13 protein-coding genes are annotated in these 15,825 nt (G+C 64.3%); 5 read left to right on the top strand and 8 right to left on the bottom strand.

Annotation, left to right across the window (positions count from 1 at the left end; genetic code table 11):
• Positions 1–5 precede the first annotated feature (5 nt).
• Complete coding sequence (locus AC2FME_RS03585) at positions 6–1,244, top strand: NAD(P)/FAD-dependent oxidoreductase (RefSeq protein ID WP_496799648.1); 1,239 nt, start codon at positions 6–8, stop codon at positions 1,242–1,244.
• Positions 1,245–1,251: 7 nt separating this feature from the next.
• On the top strand, positions 1,252–2,277 hold the full coding sequence (locus AC2FME_RS03590; protein WP_496799649.1) for a trans-3-hydroxy-L-proline dehydratase: 1,026 nt from the start codon (positions 1,252–1,254) through the stop codon (positions 2,275–2,277).
• On the opposite strand, the gene AC2FME_RS03595 is transcribed toward AC2FME_RS03590, so the two are convergent.
• Positions 2,274–3,290: an Ldh family oxidoreductase gene (locus tag AC2FME_RS03595; protein ID WP_496799650.1), complete on the bottom strand. Its 1,017-nt coding sequence runs from the start codon at positions 3,288–3,290 to the stop codon at positions 2,274–2,276. The genes AC2FME_RS03590 and AC2FME_RS03595 overlap by 4 nt on opposite strands.
• Before the next feature lie 142 nt (positions 3,291–3,432).
• Between AC2FME_RS03595 and AC2FME_RS03600 the strand changes: the two genes are divergently transcribed.
• Positions 3,433–4,521 (top strand): helix-turn-helix domain-containing protein, encoded by a 1,089-nt coding sequence (locus AC2FME_RS03600; protein ID WP_496799651.1) that lies wholly within the window; start codon positions 3,433–3,435, stop codon positions 4,519–4,521.
• Between the two features lie 10 nt (positions 4,522–4,531).
• Here AC2FME_RS03600 and AC2FME_RS03605 read toward each other — a convergent pair whose 3' ends face one another.
• A complete protein-coding gene (locus tag AC2FME_RS03605) occupies positions 4,532–5,836 on the bottom strand; it encodes a UDP-glucose dehydrogenase family protein (protein ID WP_496741634.1) in 1,305 nt (434 codons plus the stop codon).
• 161 nt (positions 5,837–5,997) lie between these two features.
• Here AC2FME_RS03605 and gmd point away from each other — a divergent pair, with 161 nt between their 5' ends.
• Both gmd and fcl read left to right on the top strand, forming a co-directional pair.
• Positions 5,998–7,122 (top strand): GDP-mannose 4,6-dehydratase, encoded by a 1,125-nt coding sequence (gmd, locus tag AC2FME_RS03610; RefSeq protein ID WP_496681540.1) that lies wholly within the window; start codon positions 5,998–6,000, stop codon positions 7,120–7,122.
• A 10-nt stretch (positions 7,123–7,132) separates the two neighbouring features.
• Complete coding sequence (fcl, locus tag AC2FME_RS03615; protein WP_496685297.1) at positions 7,133–8,110, top strand: GDP-L-fucose synthase; 978 nt, start codon at positions 7,133–7,135, stop codon at positions 8,108–8,110.
• Positions 8,111–8,143: 33 nt separating this feature from the next.
• On the opposite strand, the gene AC2FME_RS03620 is transcribed toward fcl, so the two are convergent.
• The 6 genes from AC2FME_RS03620 to oppB all read right to left on the bottom strand — a co-directional run bounded on the left by AC2FME_RS03620 (position 8,144) and on the right by oppB (position 15,800).
• A complete protein-coding gene (locus tag AC2FME_RS03620) occupies positions 8,144–9,220 on the bottom strand; it encodes a DUF2793 domain-containing protein (protein ID WP_496799652.1) in 1,077 nt (358 codons plus the stop codon).
• A 257-nt stretch (positions 9,221–9,477) separates the two neighbouring features.
• Positions 9,478–10,914 (bottom strand): mannose-1-phosphate guanylyltransferase/mannose-6-phosphate isomerase, encoded by a 1,437-nt coding sequence (locus tag AC2FME_RS03625; RefSeq protein WP_496799653.1) that lies wholly within the window; start codon positions 10,912–10,914, stop codon positions 9,478–9,480.
• Positions 10,915–10,985: 71 nt separating this feature from the next.
• Entirely contained in the window at positions 10,986–11,879 is an 894-nt protein-coding gene (gene galU / locus AC2FME_RS03630; RefSeq protein WP_496799654.1) for a UTP--glucose-1-phosphate uridylyltransferase GalU, read from the bottom strand.
• A gap of 248 nt (positions 11,880–12,127) precedes the next feature.
• Positions 12,128–13,933 (bottom strand): ABC transporter ATP-binding protein, encoded by a 1,806-nt coding sequence (locus AC2FME_RS03635; protein ID WP_496799655.1) that lies wholly within the window; start codon positions 13,931–13,933, stop codon positions 12,128–12,130.
• Position 13,934: 1 nt separating this feature from the next.
• The gene (locus AC2FME_RS03640; RefSeq protein ID WP_170341315.1) at positions 13,935–14,864 is read right to left on the bottom strand and encodes an ABC transporter permease subunit; all 930 of its coding nucleotides are present in this window, start codon (positions 14,862–14,864) and stop codon (positions 13,935–13,937) included.
• Positions 14,865–14,876: 12 nt separating this feature from the next.
• A complete protein-coding gene (gene oppB, locus AC2FME_RS03645; protein WP_170367374.1) occupies positions 14,877–15,800 on the bottom strand; it encodes an oligopeptide ABC transporter permease OppB in 924 nt (307 codons plus the stop codon).
• Between the last annotated feature and the right edge of the window lie 25 nt (positions 15,801–15,825).

The following is a 15,825-nucleotide window of genomic DNA, read 5'->3' on the forward strand; positions in this document are numbered from 1 at the left end:
ATCACATGAAGACAGACGTCATCGTTATAGGTGCCGGCGTGGTCGGCATCAGCGCGGCACTTGAGCTGCAGCGTCGGGGTTACGCCGTGCAGGTGTTGGACCGCGAAGGCGTGGCCGCGGGCAGTTCGGCGGGTAACGCCGGAGCGTTCGCCTTCCCCGAGGTCGAACCTCTGGCCACCCCCGGGATCATGAAGAAGGCCCCAAAATGGCTGCTCGATCCGTTGGGGCCGCTGTCGATCCCGCCCGCTTATGCCCTGCAGATCGCGCCGTGGATGTGGCGGTTCTGGCGGGCCAGTCGCCCCAGCCGGTATCAAGCGCTGGTCGCCGCGCAGGCCAGCCTGATGCGCCTGTGCCAGGCCGCGACCGAACGGCAGATCGCCGATACGGGTGGCGAGGCGATGATGCAGCGTGACGGGCAGTTGCAGTTGTACGAAAGCGCGGCCGAGTTCCGTGCCGCCTTGCCCACGTGGGAGTTGCGTCGCCAACATGGCATCGCCTTCGACTTGCTGGAAAGCCCCGAGGCGATCGCCGAGATCCAGCCCGGGCTCAGCCCGCGTTTCACCCATGCCGGGTTCACGCCGCACTGGTGGAATACCGTCGATCCCAAACGCTGGGTCGAGCATCTGGCGCGGGTGTTCCGCGACCGTGGCGGGGTGATCGAGACGCGCCCCGTGCGCGCGCTGGAGCTGTCGGACACGGGCGTCTGGGTGCGCTTCGATCAGGGCGCGGCGGATGCCAGCAAGGTCGTGGTGGCCGCGGGCGCATGGTCGCACCACCTGACCCGTACGGTGGGCGACCGGATTCCGCTGGAGACCGAGCGCGGCTACAACACGACCCTGCCGCCGGGCGCGTTCGACCTGCGGCTGCACCTGGCGTTCTCGCGGCATGCTTTCGTGGCCACCAAGATCAACGGCGGTGTTCGCATCGGTGGTGCGGTCGAACTGGGCGGGCTTGACCTGCCGCCCAATTTCAAACGCGCCGATACCCTGTTGAACAAGGCGCGCCAGTTCCTGCCGGGGTTGAAGACCGAAGGCGGGACACAGTGGATGGGGTTCCGCCCCTCGCTGCCCGACAGCATTCCAGTGATCGGACGGTCTTCGAAATCGCCGAACCTGGTCTACGCCTTTGGGCACGGCCATCTGGGCCTGACCCAGTCGGCCGGAACAGCCGAGCTGGTGGGGGCGTTGGTCGACGGCACCGATCCGGCCATCCCGGTCGATCCCTTCGCCGCCACCCGGTTCTGAGCGGGGGATGCGCAGCAGCAAGACCATCCACGTGATTTCGGCCCATGCCGAGGGTGAGGTGGGGGATGTGATCGTCGGCGGTGTCGCCCCGCCGCCGGGCGACACGATCTGGGCGCAACGCAACTTCATCGCCCGTGACCAGACCCTGCGCAACTTCGTGCTGAACGAGCCGCGCGGTGGGGTGTTCCGTCATGTCAACCTGCTGGTGCCGCCCAAACACCCCGATGCCGACGCCGCCTTCATCATCATGGAGCCCGAGGACACGCCGCCCATGTCCGGCTCGAACGCGATCTGCGTGGCGACAGTGCTGCTGGACGGGGGCATCCTGCCGATGACCGAGCCGGAGACCCACCTGACGCTCGAGGCGCCGGGCGGGCTGGTGCGGGTGCGGGCCGAATGCCGCAACGGCAAGGCCGAACGGATCTTCGTGCAGAACCTGCCCAGCTTTGCCGACCGCCTCGCCGCGCCGCTCGAAGTCGAAGGGCTGGGGACCCTGACGGTGGACACCGCCTATGGCGGGGACAGTTTCGTGGTGGTCGACGCCGCGGCGCTGGGGCTGCGCATCACCGAGGACGAGGCCGCCGACATCGCCCGCCTGGGGGTGGCGATCACCGACGCCGCCAATGCGCAGCTGGGCTTTGCGCATCCCGAGATCCCGGATTGGGACCACATTTCGTTCTGCGCCTTCTGCGGACCGTTGGCCGAAACCGAAACCGGCCTGACCGGCCGATCCGCGGTGGCGATCCAGCCCGGCAAGATCGACCGCTCACCCACCGGCACCGCCGTTTCGGCCCGCATGGCGCTGATGGCCGCGCGGGGGCAGATGCGGCCGGGCCAGAGCTTCGAGGCCGTCTCGATCATCGGTTCGCGGTTTACCGGCCGTATACTGGGCACAACCCATGTTGGCGACCGCGCCGCCATCCTGCCCGAGATCTCGGGTCGCGGATGGATCACCGGCATCCACCAGCACATGCTGGACCCGGACGATCCCTGGCCGCAAGGTTACCGCCTGCGTGACACCTGGGGCGCCTAGTCCAGAAGGGCCAGCAGGTCGCGGTAAAGTTGCGTCGGAATCTCGGCATATCCCCGGGCGGTGTTACGCGCCCGGGCGGCAAAGCGGCGCTGCGACGGCAGGCGCGCGCCCTGATCGAGGATATCGGCAAACAGGCGCTCGGCCCGCGCGTCGTTGGCCTGTCGCCGCCCGCCGCTGAACTGGTCGGGGTCGAAGGCGATGATGATGTCGCCGTGGTATGGCGCGCCGCCTGTTCCTTGGGCGAATTCCATGCTCTCCAGGCTGGTCAGGTCGTCTATGAGAGGGCCGGCCAGAAGCTCGATCATGATTGACAGGGCCGAGCCCTTGTAGCCGCCGAAGGTCAGCATCGCGCCGTCCAGCGCCGCTTGCGGGTCGGTCGTGGGGTTGCCGTCCTTGTCGATCGCCACGCCTTCGGGCAGGGGTTTGCCCGCGCGCTTGTACAGCTCGATCTCGCCGCGGGCGAAGGCGCTGGTGGCGAAGTCGAAGGTGAACGGGTCCTTGCCCCTGCGGGGCCAGCTGAAGGCCAGCGGGTTGGTGCCCAGGCTGCCGCGCGTGCCCCCGGCCGGGGCCACCCAGGAATGGCTGGGCACCATCGCCATGGCCGCAAGCCCCTCGGCCGACAGGGCCTCGACCTCGGGCCATAGGGCCGAGAAATGAAAACAGCGGTTGATCGCCAAGGCCGCGATCCCGTGGGTGCGAGTCTTGTCGACCAGATGCGGCAGGCCGGTCTGGAATGCCAGCAACGACATGCCGCCCCGCGCGTCGACGCGCACGATGGCATTGTCCGAGGAGGTGACCTCGGGCTGTGCATGGCCGTCGATCTTGCCGGCCTGCATGGTCTGGGCGCACATGAACAGGCGAAACAACCCGTGCGACTGGCAATCATCCATCTGGCAGGTGGTCAGCATCCGCGCAATCGCCTGCGCGTGGTCGGGGCCATAGCCCACATGGGTCAGGACCTTCAGGCTCAGATCGGTCATTTCCTCGGGCGTCAGCCTTACCGTTTCGCTCATGTTCTGTCCCCTTGGGCTGATTTTGGTCGCCCAAGGGGTAACGGGGAAGCTCGGACCTGTTCAACCCGATAACCGCCAGCACCGGCACCGCTGGGCGGAAATGCCGCCGGCCCTCTTGTGAAGCGTTGAAAATCGCCGAAGAATGCAGGTCATGATGTCAGGACCGCATTCCCCCGACCCCGACGAGGACGAGCCCTTTGCCGGCCCGCGCAGCATCTATGATGTCGATCCCCCGGAAGACGAGGACCTGTGGTTTCTGCCCCCCGACAGCGACCCGGCCGCCGAGGATCTTTTTCCGCCCGGTCCCCGGGCGGACCGGCGCCTGCTGTTCGACCCGCGCGACTGGCGCGCGGCGCAGGCCGCCGTGGCGCAGGACCTGGCCGAGTTGACCCTGACCTTCGGCGCGTTGGACGAACGGTTGCGGGCGGGCCCGGCGGGCTGGACGCATCGGTTGGCGCTGATGGACGTGTCCGATCTGGGTTGGTGGACCGGCGATCGGATCAGCGTCGACCGGCTGGCACTGTGGACCGGGCTGCGCATCGGAGCCACCGGCGACGACGTACAGGCCCTGTTTCGGGCGGGCTGGGCGGTGCGGCGGCTGACCTCAGGGGCCGGTCCGTCCGACGGGGGCTGGCAGCACGGGCTGGCTGCGTTTCTGGACCGGATGGCGCAGGGCATCGACGAGGTGCCCGAGGCCGTGGCCGATCTGGCCGAGGTGATGGAATCTGCCGCCGATCTGCACCCGGTGACCCAGTCGGCCATCGCCTTTCACGCCTGGCGCGCGCTGTCGCAAGGGATGGGTCAGGACACCGAGGCCGCTGTCATCGCCGCTCGCCACGCGGCCACGATGGGGCGGGGTGGGGCGCTGTTCATGCCGCTGGCGCTGTCGGGGCCGGGGGCGTTGCGCAGCGCAGGAGCGCCCGAAGACAAGCTGGGCGCGTGGGTGCGCGGCGCGGGGCAGGCGGCGCTGGCCGCCCTGCTGCACCTGGATCGCGTCAGCGCCTGGGAGTCGCGCGCTCGCGCCGCGACCGATGATCTGAGCGGCCGGACACCGCCGGTTCTGATCGACGTTCTGGCCGCCTGGCCCATGGTTTCGGCGCCGCTGGCCGAGCAACTGACGCAGGCCTCGCGCGCGGCGGTGCAGCGCAATCTCGACAAGTTCACCAGCCGCGGCCTGATCCGCGAGGTGACTGGGCAGGGGCGGTACCGCGTCTGGGCGGCGGCGCTGTGATGCGGCGGGCCTAGCGGCCTACGCCAACATAGGTGTCGAAACCCGATTTCAGCGCCATTTCGCGGGCGTAGATGTTGCGCAGATCGACCATCCGCGGGGATTTCATCGCCCGGGCCATCTGGGACAGGTTCAGAGCGCGGAACTCGTTCCATTCGGTCAGCAGCACGACTGCATCGGCATCGCGCACGGCGGCATAGGGGTCGTCCTCCCATACTACGCCTGGCAGCAGGGCCTCGCCCTCGGCGCGGCCCTGCGGATCGACCACGCGCACCTGAGCGCCGCCGCCGATCAGCGCCGGTACGATGGTCAGCGAGGGTGCATCGCGCATGTCATCCGTGTTGGGCTTGAAGGTCACGCCCAGCACCGCGATGGTCTTGCCGTTGAAGCTGTCTCCGCAGGCGTCGCGGATCTTTTCGATCATGCGCTTCTTGACCTCGTCATTCACCCGCATGACTGTCTCGGTGATCTGCATGGGAAAGGCGTGATCCTGGCCGATCCGCGCCAGGGCGGCGGTGTCCTTGGGAAAGCAAGACCCGCCATATCCGGGACCGGCATGCAGGAACTTGTTGCCTATGCGCCCGTCTAGACCGATGCCCCGCGACACCTCCTTGACGTCGGCGCCGACCCGCTCGCACAGGCCGGCGATTTCGTTGATGAAGGTGATCTTGGTCGCCAGGAAGGCATTGGCCGCGTATTTGATCATCTCGGCGCTTTCCAGATCGGTGGTCAGGATCGGAAAGTCCCGCAGGTACAGGGGGCGATAGATGTCTGCCATCACCTGAGCGGCGCGGTCGCTCTCGACGCCCACCACGACCCGGTCGGGACGCATGAAATCGTCGATGGCCGCGCCTTCGCGCAGAAATTCGGGGTTCGAGGCGACGTCGAAATCGGCCACGGGGTTGGCGACCGAAATGGTCTCGTGAACCTTGCGGTTGGTGCCCACGGGCACGGTCGATTTGGTGACGACAACGGTATAGCCGGTCAGGGCGCGAGCGATCTCGTCGGCAGCGGCCATCACATAGGTCAGGTCGGCATGCCCGTCTCCGCGGCGGGTCGGCGTGCCAACGGCGATGAACACCGCATCGGCCCCATCGACCGCCCGGGCCAGATCGGAGGTGAAGCTGAGCCGTCCGGCGGCCACGTTCTTGGCCATCAGCATGTCCAGCCCCGGCTCATAGATCGGAACCTGACCCGCCTGCAGCATCCGAATCTTGTCTTCGGCCTTGTCCACGCAGATCACGTCATGGCCGAAATCCGAGAAACACACCCCCGACACCAGCCCTACGTAACCGGTGCCGATCATCGCAATACGCATTGTCCACTATCCCTTTCTGGTACCCACCGTGGCGGGCGGGCACACATTCTGAGAATCTTCCGCCGGTTTCAATGGCTGTCTGCCGGACCGGCTTGCAATCTGGTTCGTCTTGCTGTTTTAGGAGCGAAACCCAAATACCCCTAGGATTTTTGAGGCATTCGATGACGAAAACGGCGCTGATTACCGGGATCACCGGACAGGACGGTTCTTACCTGGCAGAGTTTCTTTTGGCCAAGGGGTATGAAGTTCACGGAATCAAGCGGCGGGCCTCTTCGTTCAACACGCAGCGGATCGACCATATCTATCAAGACCCGCACGAGCCCAACCCCAAACTGCGCCTGCACTATGGTGACCTCAGCGACACGTCGAACCTGACCCGGATCATCCAAGAGGTTCAACCCGACGAAGTCTACAACCTGGGTGCGCAATCGCATGTGGCGGTCAGTTTCGAGGCGCCGGAATATACCGCCGATGTCGATGCAATCGGTACCCTGCGGCTGCTCGAGGCGATCCGCTTTCTGGGGCTCGAGAAAAAGACGCGCTTCTATCAGGCTTCGACCTCCGAGCTGTACGGGCTGGTCCAGGAAATCCCGCAGCGCGAGACCACGCCGTTTCACCCCCGTTCGCCTTATGCCGTCGCCAAGCTGTATTCCTACTGGATCACGGTGAACTACCGCGAGGCCTATGGGATGTATGCCTGCAACGGGATCCTGTTCAATCACGAAAGCCCCCGCCGGGGCGAAACCTTCGTGACCCGCAAGATCACCCGCGGTCTGGCCAACATCGCCCAGGGCCTCGAACAGTGCTTGTACATGGGCAATATCGACAGTCTGCGCGACTGGGGCCATGCCAAGGACTACGTGCGCATGCAGTGGATGATGCTGCAGCAGGATCAGCCCGAGGATTTCGTGATCGCCACCGGCAAGCAGTATTCGGTGCGCGAGTTCATCGAATGGTCGGCGGCCGAACTAGGGATCTCGGTCGAGTTCTCCGGCAGTGGCGTCGACGAGGTTGCAACGGTGACGGCGATCGAAGGCGAGGACGCTCCGGCTGTGAAACCGGGCGACGTGATCATGCGCATCGACCCGCAGTATTTCCGTCCGGCCGAGGTGGACACCCTGCTGGGCGACCCGACCAAGGCAAAGGAAAAACTGGGCTGGGAGCCGGAACTGACGGCGCGGGAAATGTGCGCCGAAATGGTCCGGGAAGATCTGAGAACGGCCAAACGCCACGCCCTGTTGAAAGAGCATGGCTATGAACTGCCGGTCAGCCTTGAAAACGGCTGAGGGGGCGAAAATGCAAAAGGTCTATATCGCCGGACATCGCGGCATGGTCGGAGGCGCGATTCTGCGCCGTCTTCAGGCGCGTCAGGCCCAGGGCGAGGACCTGCAGCTGATCACGCGCACCCACGCAGAACTGGACCTGACCGATCAGGCGGCGGTGCGCGACTTCATGCAGGCCGAACGCCCCGATGTGGTGATCCTTGCCGCCGCCAAAGTTGGCGGCATCCACGCCAACAACACCTATCCGGCGGACTTCATCTATGACAACCTGATGATCGAGTGCAACGTGATCCATCAGGCCTTTGCCGCCGGTGTGCGGCGCCTGCTGCAATTGGGCAGTTCTTGCATCTACCCGCGCGAGGCCGCCCAGCCCATGCGCGAAGATGCGCTGTTGACCGGTGTGCTGGAACCCACGAACGAGCCCTATGCCGTTGCCAAGATCGCCGGGATCAAGCTGTGCGAAAGCTACAATCGCCAGCACGGGGTCGACTACCGCTCGGTCATGCCGACGAACCTGTACGGACCGGGCGACAACTTTCACCCTGAAAACAGCCACGTTCTGCCCGCCCTGATCCGCCGGTTTCACGAAGCCGCGCGCGACGGGCTGGACGAGGTGGTGATCTGGGGCACCGGCAAACCCAGGCGCGAATTCCTGCATGTCGATGACATGGCCGAGGCGTCGCTGTTCGTGCTGGACTTGCCGCGAGCCGACTACGAGGCCAACACCCAGCCGATGCTGAGCCACATCAATGTCGGGTGCGGGCAGGACGTCTCGATCGCGGAACTGGCCGCGCTGGTGGCCAAGGTCACGGGGTTCCAGGGCAGGATCACCCAGGACCCCAGCAAACCCGACGGCACGATGCGCAAGCTGATGGATGTTTCGCGGCTGGCGAGGATGGGCTGGACGGCGCGCATCGGGCTCGAGGACGGCATTCGCCAGACCTATGCCTGGTTCCTTGAGCAGCCCGAGCACGGCCTACGCGCCAAGTAGCGGCCCGGCCCGAAGGCCGGGTGGCTGAGCAGGTCAGATCCACCGACCGATTGCGACCAGTGCAGGCGCGATTGCCGTTGTGTCCGAGATTGTCGACAAGACCTGCCAGTCGGCCTGACTGTCGGTTGCGGCTCCAAGGCTGAGGAACCGGCCCGTGGCCCCGCCACTGCCCGAGACGGCAGGCGTGCTGCCGCTGAAAAAGGGCACCGGGTAGGTCCAGGTTTGGGTGGCGCTTGCAAATAGGGCGCCGGCATTGGCGATACAGCCGACCCCAGCAGGGCTTGTTGTGCAGATCTGGGTGCCGTCGGCAAAGCGGACATATTCGCCGTCAGCCGAGGCGCCGCGTTCGATCACCGCTCCAGTCGGTGTGCCGCCGGACTGGCTGACTGCGCCCAGCAGGTTGCCCGGCCCATAGCCAAAATCCGCCCGCATCAGTCGGCCGGGGGTCACGTCAGTCGCGCTGGCCTGAACTGCGGCCCCGGCCACAGTGCCCGTGGCCGCGTCCAAACGAAGTGCCTCGGTCCAGCTGCCGCCATCCGGCGACACCTTGATCGAGAAGTCGGTGTTTCCCGCCAGACCCATCTCGGCGTGGCCGGTCCAGTTGGACTGAAACAGCAGGGATGCAGTGTCGGATGCAGCGGCCTTGTTGATCTTCAGTTGATGCCCGGCCCCGTCATGGGTCAGCAGCGTGGCCGGGCTGCGGACCGACAGACGGTTCGTGCCGTCATAGCCGGTTGCGATTCCGATGCCCGCAAGGTTGGACGTTTCGACCGGCGGATCGATCCAACCGTTCCCGTCCCACGACTTCAACCGCCCGGCGGTTTCATCCCAGATCCGCCAACCGGTTCTGGGGGTCACGAAATACCAGCCATTGTCCAGCCAGGCCGCCAGCTTGCCCGCGTGCCCGGCCCAGGCGCCGGTGGGCGCGGATCCCAATCCATAGACCGCCCCCTGCGCGGGTACCGCAGGCGGGGTGTTTTCGTTCAGCGCAATCGCGCTGAGCTGCACGACCAGATCCAGCTCACGCAGGGCCTCGTTGTGGGTGACATGTTTTTGCGCCTGAGACGGTTGCAGAAAGGGCAGGTTCAGGCGGGGAGTGGTTTGTGACACGGCGGGCATCCTCCTTGGGCTGTCGGGTCAGTGAGTGCTTTGCGCGTCACTCTGCCCTGCCTGTGGTCAATGCGCGCTTTCCCGTGCGAACGGTACGGAAACAAATTCGAAAGTGGTGATTTCCAATGGCGAAACAAATCGGGGCGATGGTGTGGTTTGTTGCCATCTAAGGGCGGCGACGCATCAAGGTGATTCTGTTGGCCGCACAAAAAAAGGGGCCGCCATGGAGCCGCCCCTGGGGTCATCCGCCGGGATGCTCAGCTGCGGGCATAGACATCCTCGTACCGGATGATGTCATCCTCGCCCAGATAGCTTCCGGTCTGAACTTCGATCAGAACCATCGGCACCTTGCCGGGGTTTTCCATCCGGTGCACGGCGCCCAGCGGGATATAGACCGACTCGTTTTCGCTCACCAACTGCACCTTATCGTCGATCGTGACCTTTGCGGTGCCTTCGACGACGATCCAATGTTCGGCCCGATGGTGATGTGACTGCAGGCTCAGCGCGGCGCCGGGGTGCACATGGATGCGCTTCACCTGAAACCGGTCGCCCACGACCAGGCTTTCGAACCAGCCCCACGGGCGATGGTCCACCGGCAGCTGTTCAGCCTGTTTGGAGCCCTTTGCCTTGAGGGCCGCGACCGCTGTCTTGACGTCCTGCGCCTTGTCCATGCTGGCTACCAGCACAGCATCGGGCATGGCCACGGCGATCATATTCTCAAGTCCCATCGCCACGACTTCCTGGGCTGGCGATTCCGACCGGATCAGAACGTTGCGACAGTCGATCGCCGTCACCTCGCCGGCGGTTGCCACGCCATCCTCGGATGGGTTGCTCAGTTCCTGCACGGCAGACCAGCTGCCCACATCCGACCAGCCGCCTGCGAAGGGCACGACGCTCAGGTTGTCGGCCCGCTCCATAACGGCATAGTCGATCGAGATGTCTTCGATCGGCTCCCATGCGTCGCGGTCCAACCGCAGGAAACCCAGATCGGCCTTGGCCTTTTCAACGGCGACTCGAACCGGGTCGATCAGATCGGGCGCGTGGGCTTCGAAGGCGGAAATGATGTCGCGGACGGCGAACAGGAAGATCCCGGAATTCCACAGATAATTCCCGTCGGCGACCATCTGGCGGGCGCGTTCGAGATCGGGTTTTTCAACGAAATGGTCCAGCGGGACGGCATTGCCCGAAGCGTCCGGCGTCGTGGCGAGCTTCAGATAGCCATAGCCGGTCTCGGGCCGGTCCGGCGTGATGCCGAACGTAACCAGATGCCGGTCTTGCGCGACAGCTTGCAAGCCCTTTTCGACGGCGGCGTAGAAGGCGGCCTTGTCCGGGACGACATGATCCGACGGAGCCACCAGCATCAGCGCGTCCGGGTCCTGCTGTTGCAGGTACAGGGCCGCCGCCAGAATAGCCGGTGCCGTGTTGCGTCCTTCGGGCTCGATCAGCACTGGGCCGGGGTCGATTCCGACAGCGGCCAACTGCTCGGTGACGACAAAACGGAAGGCCTCATTGGTCAGAATCAGGGGTTTGGAAAAAGGTGCCTCGGCCGGACCCCGCATCCGATCGGCGCAATCCTGCAACAGGCTGGTTTCACCGAGCAGCGGCACGAATTGCTTGGGATAGCTCTTGCGGGACAACGGCCACAGCCGGGTTCCGGAGCCTCCACACAAGATGACGGGATGGACGTTGCTCATGTTTAAAAACACTCTTTTTTGATGTGATTTGGGTGGTTACACCGTTTGACGGCTAGGTATGGCGCGGTGCATCACTGCGCGGCTTTGCCTGTGGCGACGATATCGTTCAGGTATCGGGCCAAGTCGTCGCGCAGGTCGTCGCGGGCCAGCGCGAAGGACACCGTCGCCTGCAGAAACCCCGCCTTCGAGCCGCAATCGAACCGCTGGCCCTTGAACCGATAGCCGAAGACCGGCACGCCGTTGCCGATGTCCTCGGCGATGGCATCGGTCAGCTGGATCTCACCGCCGCTGCCTTTCTTCATGTGGTTGAGGTTGTACAGCACCGAAGGACCCATGATGTAGCGTCCGATCACCGCCAGGTTCGAGGGCGCCTCTTCGGGTTTGGGCTTCTCGACCATTCCGCGCACGCGGACCACCGTGCCGGTGTTTTCGGCCACGTCCAGAATGCCGTAGGCGCTGGTGCGCTCTGGCGCCACCTCCATCGTGGCGACCATGTTGCCGCCGGTTTCTTCATAGGCTTCAACCATTTGTTGCAGACAGGGCTTTTCGGCGGCGATGACGTCGTCGGGCAGCATCACGGCAAAAGGTTCGTCGCCGATCAAACGTCGCGCGCACCAGACCGCGTGGCCCAGGCCCAGGGCCTTGTACTGGCGGATATAGGCGATCGCACCGCTTTCCATGTTGGTCGCATCCAGCGTTTTCAGCAGCTTGTCTTTGCCCTTGGCCCGCAACTCTTCCTCGAGAACGGGGTTGTGGTCGAAATAGTCTTCCAGCGCCGACTTGCCGCGCGATGTCACGAAGATGAATTCCGTGATCCCGGCCGCGCGGGCTTCGTCGATTGCGTATTGTATTAATGGCCGGTCAACCAGCGTCATGATTTCTTTCGGAACCGATTTCGTGGCGGGAAGAAACCGGGTCCCCAATCCCGCGACCGGAAAAATCGCCTTGGTGACCTTTCGTGACATGATACCTCACAAATCAAATACGCCGCGGGCGAACAAACCGCCGCCGGGGATCCCTCTTAGGCCGGGAGGCCAGCGCATTCAATGACTCTTGGGCGACCCGGCGGAAACTTTCCGAACCGTGCCATCTCAAATGAACGGTGTCAAAAGCATCCGCAAAGGTGTGATCGACCCGCGAAACGCCAAAGGCCCGGAAACCCGGCAAGCGGACGAACCCCCAAAGCCGAAGTTCCGGCTTTGGGGGGCGGCGATCAGGTCTGGCCCAGAATGGCATCCAGCGGGTCGTGCTCGGCCACCAGATGCCCCGGGGCAACCTCGGTCAGCTTGGGAACATAGTCGGTCTGACCCGCCGCCAGACGGCTGGGCAGGAACCGCAGCGCCGCCTTGGGATCCATCGGCGAGGGCAACTCGCCCGGCAGTTTCAACCGCTGGCGGCTGCGCTCGACATCCGGGTCCGGGATCGGAACCGCCGAGATCAGCGATTGCGTATAGGGATGAACCGGGTTCGAGCAGATCACCTCGCCATCGCCCAGTTCGACGATGCGGCCGAGATACAGAACCATGATCCGGTTCGACACCGCGCGCACCACCGACAGGTCGTGGCTGATGAAGATCATCGACAGCCCGAACTCCTGCTGCAGTTCCTTCAGCAGCTGCACGATTTGCGCCTGGATCGACACGTCCAGCGCCGAGACCGCCTCGTCGCAGATGATCAGCTTGGGTTTGTTGATCATCGCCCGGGCGATGCCCACGCGTTGGTTCTGCCCGCCCGACAACTCGTGCGGGTAGCGGTTGATCATGTTGGCGTTCAGGCCGACCCGTTCCATCATCTCGGCGACCATCTGCTTGCGCTCGCGCTCGGTCAGGTCGGGGCGATAGGTTTTCAGCGGTTCCGCGATCGAGGCAGAAATCGTCATCCGCGGGTCCAGGCTGGCCAGCGGGTCCTGGAACACGATCTGCAGATCCTTGCGGTACTTGTTCAGTTCGGCCCGTTTCAGTCCGACGATCGGATGGCCCAGCCAGCTGACATTGCCGGCGCTCGGCTCGATCAGCTGCAGCACGGCACGGGCGAGGGTGGACTTGCCGCAGCCCGATTCACCGACCACGCCCAGGGTTTCACCCTTGCGGATGTCAAAGCTGACCCCGTTCACCGCCTTCAACGGCACCTTGCGGCCAAAGATGCCGCCCGGAACGTGGATCGGGAAATGCACCTTGACGTCATCGACCTTCAGCAGCGGGGCCTCGTCGGTCTCCACCGCCTTGGGCGCATCGCCCGCGTCGATGCGGGGCATGGCCTCGATCAGGGTGCGAGTATAGGCGTGCTTGGGCGCGTGAAAGATCTCGCGCGTGTCACCGGCCTCGACGAACTCACCCAGGCGCATGACCTGCACCCGGTCGCACATGCGGGCCACGACGCCCATGTCATGGGTGATCAGGGCGATGGCCGTGCCTTCGTCCTTTTGCAGACGCACCATCAGATCCAGGATGTCGGCCTGAACGGTCACGTCCAGCGCGGTGGTCGGTTCGTCGGCGATCAGCAGTTTGGGATTGCACAGCATCGACATGGCGATCATCACCCGCTGGCGCATCCCGCCCGACAGCTCGTGCGGGAACTGGTCCAGACGGCGCGCGGCCTCGGGGATGCGGACGCGGTCCAGCCATTCCAGGCACCGTTGCCGCGCGGCCGAACCCTGCAGGCCTTCGTGTACGCTCAGCACTTCGCGCATCTGCTGGCCGATCCGCAGATGCGGGGTCAGCGCGGTCAGCGGGTCCTGAAATATCATGCCCACATCGGCACCGCGGATCTGGTTCAGCTTGCTCACGGGCAGGTTCAGAATTTCCTGCCCGTTCAGCAGCACCGACCCGGTGGCCCGGCCCGCCGGCGGCAGCAGGCCCATCGCGGCCATGAAGGTCTGGCTTTTGCCCGACCCGCTTTCGCCGACGATGCCCAGGCATTCGCCCGGGGCGATGTCAAAGCTGATGTTCTTGACGGCCTCGACCACCCCATCGGGCGTGTCGAACTGAACGCTCAGGTTCTTTACGGAAAGCAGGCTCATGTCAGCGGTCCTTCGGATCCAGTGCGTCACGCAGGCCATCGCCGATGAAGAACATCGTGATGATGATGGTGACGTAAAATGCCAGGGGGTACATCAGTTGCCACAACGTGCCGTAACCCATGGTTCCGGCGCCCTCGGCGATCAGACGACCCAACGAGGTATAGGGCTCGGAAATCCCCAGGCCCAGGAACGAGATGAAGCTCTCCGTCAGGATCATCTCGGGCACCAGCAGCGAAGCATAGACGATCACAACGCCCAGCAGGTTGGGCAGGATGTGGCGGTACATGATGGTGAACTCGCTGACACCGGCGGCGCGGGCGGCCTCGATGAACTCGCGGTTCTTCAGGGTCAGGGTCTGGCCGCGCACGATCCGCGCCATGGTCAGCCAGCCCACCGCACCTAGCGCGATGAACAGCATGAAGAACGACCGCCCCGCCACGACCAGCAGCAGGATGATGACCAGCGTGGCCGGAATGGCCAGCAGGATGTCGACGAAGCGCATCATCACGCCGTCGACGCGCCCGCCGATATAGCCGGCGGCGATGCCATAGCACGTGCCCACGATCAGCGCGGTAGCCGCCCCGATCAGACCCACCAGCAACGAGGTTGTGGTGGCCTGGATGACCCGGCTGTACAGGTCGCGCCCCAGATCGTCGACGCCGAAATAGTGCCCTGTCTCGATGGACGGCATACCCATGCCGGCCACGTCGCCCATGACGTTCCAGTCGATTTCTTCGTTGCTCCAGACGGCAAAGTAGGGCCCGATGATCGTGAACAAAACGATCAGGCCCAGGATGAACACGCTGGCCATGGCGGCTTTGTTGCGGACAAAACGCATCCGCGCGTCCTGCCAAAGCGAACGTCCCTGAATGACCGTGTAATCGGTGATGTCTTCGGCCAGATGGGCGGCTTTCTGAGATTTTCCAAGCATTTGCCAGCCCCCTCAGTAACGGATTTTCGGATCGAACCAGGCATAAGCCAGGTCGGTCAGCAGGTTCACCAGAACGGTCAGAACGCCATAGAGGATCGTGACCCCCAGCAGCACAGCATAGTCGCGTGACAAGGCCGAACCCACATAGGCCTGCCCCAGCCCACCGGTCGAGAAGTAGATGTCAACAAACACCGACCCGGTCAGCACATAGACGAAAACCGGCCCCAGATAGGACACCACCGGCAGCAGCGTGGGTTTCAGCGCATGGCGCCAAATCACGGTGCGGGTGGGCAGGCCCTTGGCCCGCGCGGTGCGGATGAAGTTCGAATTCAGAACTTCGAGCATCGACGACCGGGTGATCCGCGCGATCGAGCCCATGTACGAGGTCGCAAGAGCGATGACGGGCATGATCAGGTATTGCCACTGACCCCCGTTCCAGCCGCCGCCCGGCAGCCAGCCCAGCCACAGGGTGAAAGTCAGGATCAGGATCGGGCCCATGATGAAGTTCGGCAGCGCCTGGGCGGCGATGCCCAGACCCACGGCGAAATAGTCGATCCAGCTGTTGTGGCGGATCGCGGCGGCGATGCCCAGCCCGACGCCCACCAGCGTAGCCACGATGAAGGACAGCATCCCGTAGGTCAGCGAAATCGGAAAGCCCTGCGCGATGATGTCGTTCACGTCGCGGTCCTTGAACTTGAAGGACGGGCCGAAATCGAAATGCACCACGATGTTGTACAAATAGTCCCAAAGCTGTTTCCACAGCGGCTGGTCCAGCCCGTAGCGCGCCTCGATATTGGCCAGAACCTGCGGCGGCAACGGCCGCTCAGAGGTGAAGGGCCCGCCGGGCGCGAAGTGCATCAGAAAGAAACTGGCGACGATCAGCAACAGGATCGTCGGAACGGCGATCAGCAGTCGCCGGATGACATAGGCAAGCATTTCATGCCCCCAATTATTGGCTCTG

It is taken from the genome of Ruegeria sp. BHSC026, from assembly GCF_059613065.1.

Excerpts from the sequence above, each read along its gene's own strand:
- galU (WP_496799654.1), bottom strand. The coding sequence starts at position 11,879 with ATGTCACGAAAGGTCACCAAGGCGATTTTTCCGGTCGCGGGATTGGGG.
- AC2FME_RS03595 (WP_496799650.1), bottom strand. The coding sequence starts at position 3,290 with ATGAGCGAAACGGTAAGGCTGACGCCCGAGGAAATGACCGATCTGAGC.
- oppB (WP_170367374.1), bottom strand. The coding sequence starts at position 15,800 with ATGCTTGCCTATGTCATCCGGCGACTGCTGATCGCCGTTCCGACGATC.
- AC2FME_RS03605 (WP_496741634.1), bottom strand. The coding sequence starts at position 5,836 with ATGCGTATTGCGATGATCGGCACCGGTTACGTAGGGCTGGTGTCGGGG.
- fcl (WP_496685297.1), top strand. The coding sequence starts at position 7,133 with ATGCAAAAGGTCTATATCGCCGGACATCGCGGCATGGTCGGAGGCGCG.
- gmd (WP_496681540.1), top strand. The coding sequence starts at position 5,998 with ATGACGAAAACGGCGCTGATTACCGGGATCACCGGACAGGACGGTTCT.
- AC2FME_RS03625 (WP_496799653.1), bottom strand. The coding sequence starts at position 10,914 with ATGAGCAACGTCCATCCCGTCATCTTGTGTGGAGGCTCCGGAACCCGG.
- AC2FME_RS03640 (WP_170341315.1), bottom strand. The coding sequence starts at position 14,864 with ATGCTTGGAAAATCTCAGAAAGCCGCCCATCTGGCCGAAGACATCACC.
- AC2FME_RS03590 (WP_496799649.1), top strand. The coding sequence starts at position 1,252 with ATGCGCAGCAGCAAGACCATCCACGTGATTTCGGCCCATGCCGAGGGT.
- AC2FME_RS03635 (WP_496799655.1), bottom strand. The coding sequence starts at position 13,933 with ATGAGCCTGCTTTCCGTAAAGAACCTGAGCGTTCAGTTCGACACGCCC.
- AC2FME_RS03585 (WP_496799648.1), top strand. The coding sequence starts at position 6 with ATGAAGACAGACGTCATCGTTATAGGTGCCGGCGTGGTCGGCATCAGC.
- AC2FME_RS03600 (WP_496799651.1), top strand. The coding sequence starts at position 3,433 with ATGCAGGTCATGATGTCAGGACCGCATTCCCCCGACCCCGACGAGGAC.